Genomic DNA, 2,202 nt, shown 5'->3' on the forward strand with positions numbered 1-2,202 from the left:
AGGAACGGCAAAATTTTTTACACTTCTATTACTTCTTTATCACACATAAGCAAACGCCGCTGGTTTGAAACCGATTATCCAAAAATTCTGGCTGAGCCGCCGAAAAAATACGACGGCTCCGACCGCGGCCTGGAACACGGCTCCTACATCATCGAATCCCTGGAAACCGGACGCATGTACCGCGGCCATTTCAATATGATGAACGAAGGCTGCATATCCAACCTGCCCTATGAATGTGTGGTCGAGGTTCCCTGCTACGTAGACGGAAACGGCATCAGTGTACCGAAAATTGGTGATCTTCCCCTCGGCCCTGCTGCCGTGTGCTCCCAGTCCGTCTGGGTACAGCGCCTGTCGGTGGAAGCCGCAGCCGCCGGAGACGTCACCCTTCTGAAACAGGCCGCCTTAATGGACCCGCTCACCGGCGCCGTCTGCAATCCGCCGGAAATCTGGCAGATGGTTGACGAAATGCTGGTAGCTCAGGAGCAGTGGCTCCCACAGTACAAAGACGAAATAGAGCTTGCCAAAAAACGTCTCTCCTCGGGAGACAGGATTCCTACCAGAGACGGATACCGTGGTGCGGTGCGTCTCCGCGAAAAGTCTCCGGAAGAGGTCGCCGGCGCAAGGGCACAAAGGGATTTGACTGCGAAATAAATGACAGCCGTCGTTTTAACAGCATTCCGCTGTATACTGTTCATAAGCGTCTGTTCCCGCTTTCAGGCGCTTTAGCCCCTCCTCCACTCTCGACGCGGGGCAGGCAATATTCATACGGAGAAACTGGTTTCCATGCCCGCCGTATGCGGCGCCGGCCGACAGGTAAAGGCCCGTTTCCCTGCGGAGATAACGGCACAGCTCCGCCGCGTCCCCAAGCACTCTTGTGCAGTCCAGCCAGAGCAAATACGTTGCATGGGACTGCACAAGAGAAACATTGGGCAGTTCCCGTTCCAGAAAGCTTCTGACGATCCGGCGGTTTTCTGCCAGATAGTTTCTCAAATCGTCCAGCCATTCCTCTCCCTGTGTAAATGCGGCAATCGCCGCGTCAATGGCAAATGCGTTCGGTTCCGCCACCTCATCGTTGTTTAATGCCCGCTCCATCTTATGCCTTAAGTATTCGTTGGGCACCGCAACCGCCGCAGTCTGCAGACCGGCCAGATTAAACGCCTTTGTCGGTGCAATGCAGGTAATACTGTTCTGTGCGCATTCCTCTGATACCGATGCAAATGGAATATAGTCGTATCCCGGCTCGGTTAAGTCACAGTGAATTTCATCGGAAATCACCGTAACGTGATTGGCGGCGCACAGTTCCCCGATTCTTCCCAGCTCTTCTCTGCTCCAGATGGATCCGGTAGGATTTTGGGGATTGCAGAGAATCATCAGTGCAGTCTGAGGATCCTTAAGCTTGTTCTCCAGGTCCTTCCAGTCTATCCTGTAACTCTTCCCATCGTATAAAAGCCGGTTTTCTATGACCCTGCGGCCATTGTTGCAGATGGAATTATAGAAAATGTTATAGACCGGAGGCTGTACCAGCACAGCTTCCCCCGCTGTCGTCAGTTTACGGACCGCGCTGGAAACAGCGGGCACCACACCGGTGCAGAATACAAGCCAATCCCGATCCATTTCAAAGTTATGACGCCGCTGCCACCATCCGGCGACCGCCTCCCGCCATGCCTCCGGCACCGTGGTATAACCGAAGATTCCGTGCTCCGCCCGTTTTTTCAGCGCTTCCGTAATCTCCGGTGCGGTTTCAAAATCCATATCCGCCACCCACATAGGCAGTTCCCGTTCCGTGATATCCCATTTTAAAGAGTTACTTCCACGCCGGTCTGTCAATTTATCAAAATCATGGGACATCTTACACCGCCTCCCTCAGCTCCTGCATCTGAACAGCAGTTTTTGTCACATCCACTCTGGATGCATCCATAACCAGCTCTTTGATTCCCTGCGCCTTTATTCTGCCGCCGCTGGGATTTAAGACACTGTCAATCGTATTGTTTATCTCTGCGTCCACGGTGGAGTATTCAAAGGCCAGCGTCGTATTTAACAGACGACAGTTTTTCATGACCAGATTGTCAATGTAGCACATGCCCTGACTGCTCTCAACCGTGCAGTTAATCAGGGTAAGATTCTTTGCGTTCCAGCCTAAATACTCACCGGAGATAAAGGAATCATAAACGGTTACATTTTCACTGTTCCAGAACGCATCCT

General features: G+C 52.5%; 2 protein-coding genes and 1 pseudogene. 1 reads left to right on the forward strand and 2 read right to left on the reverse strand.

Features of this window, described 5'->3' with window-relative positions; translation table 11 throughout:
- Positions 1-651: pseudogene (locus ACLTD4_RS33860) on the forward strand (alpha-glucosidase/alpha-galactosidase); the annotation flags it as partial.
- 15 nt (positions 652-666) lie between these two features.
- On the opposite strand, the gene ACLTD4_RS33865 reads toward ACLTD4_RS33860, so the two are convergent.
- Both ACLTD4_RS33865 and ACLTD4_RS33870 read right to left on the reverse strand, forming a co-directional pair.
- On the reverse strand, positions 667-1,848 hold the full coding sequence (locus ACLTD4_RS33865) for a MalY/PatB family protein (RefSeq protein WP_055652503.1): 1,182 nt from the start codon (positions 1,846-1,848) through the stop codon (positions 667-669).
- A 1-nt stretch (position 1,849) separates the two neighbouring features.
- Positions 1,850-2,202: DUF3737 family protein (locus tag ACLTD4_RS33870; protein ID WP_412331989.1), on the reverse strand; the 353-nt coding region annotated here is incomplete at its 5' end.

The sequence above is a fragment of the Hungatella sp. genome (assembly GCF_046966825.1).

What these genes read in the sequence shown, in the direction of transcription:
- ACLTD4_RS33865 (WP_055652503.1), bottom strand. Translation starts at nt 1,848, where the DNA reads ATGTCCCATGATTTTGATAAATTGACAGACCGGCGTGGAAGTAACTCT.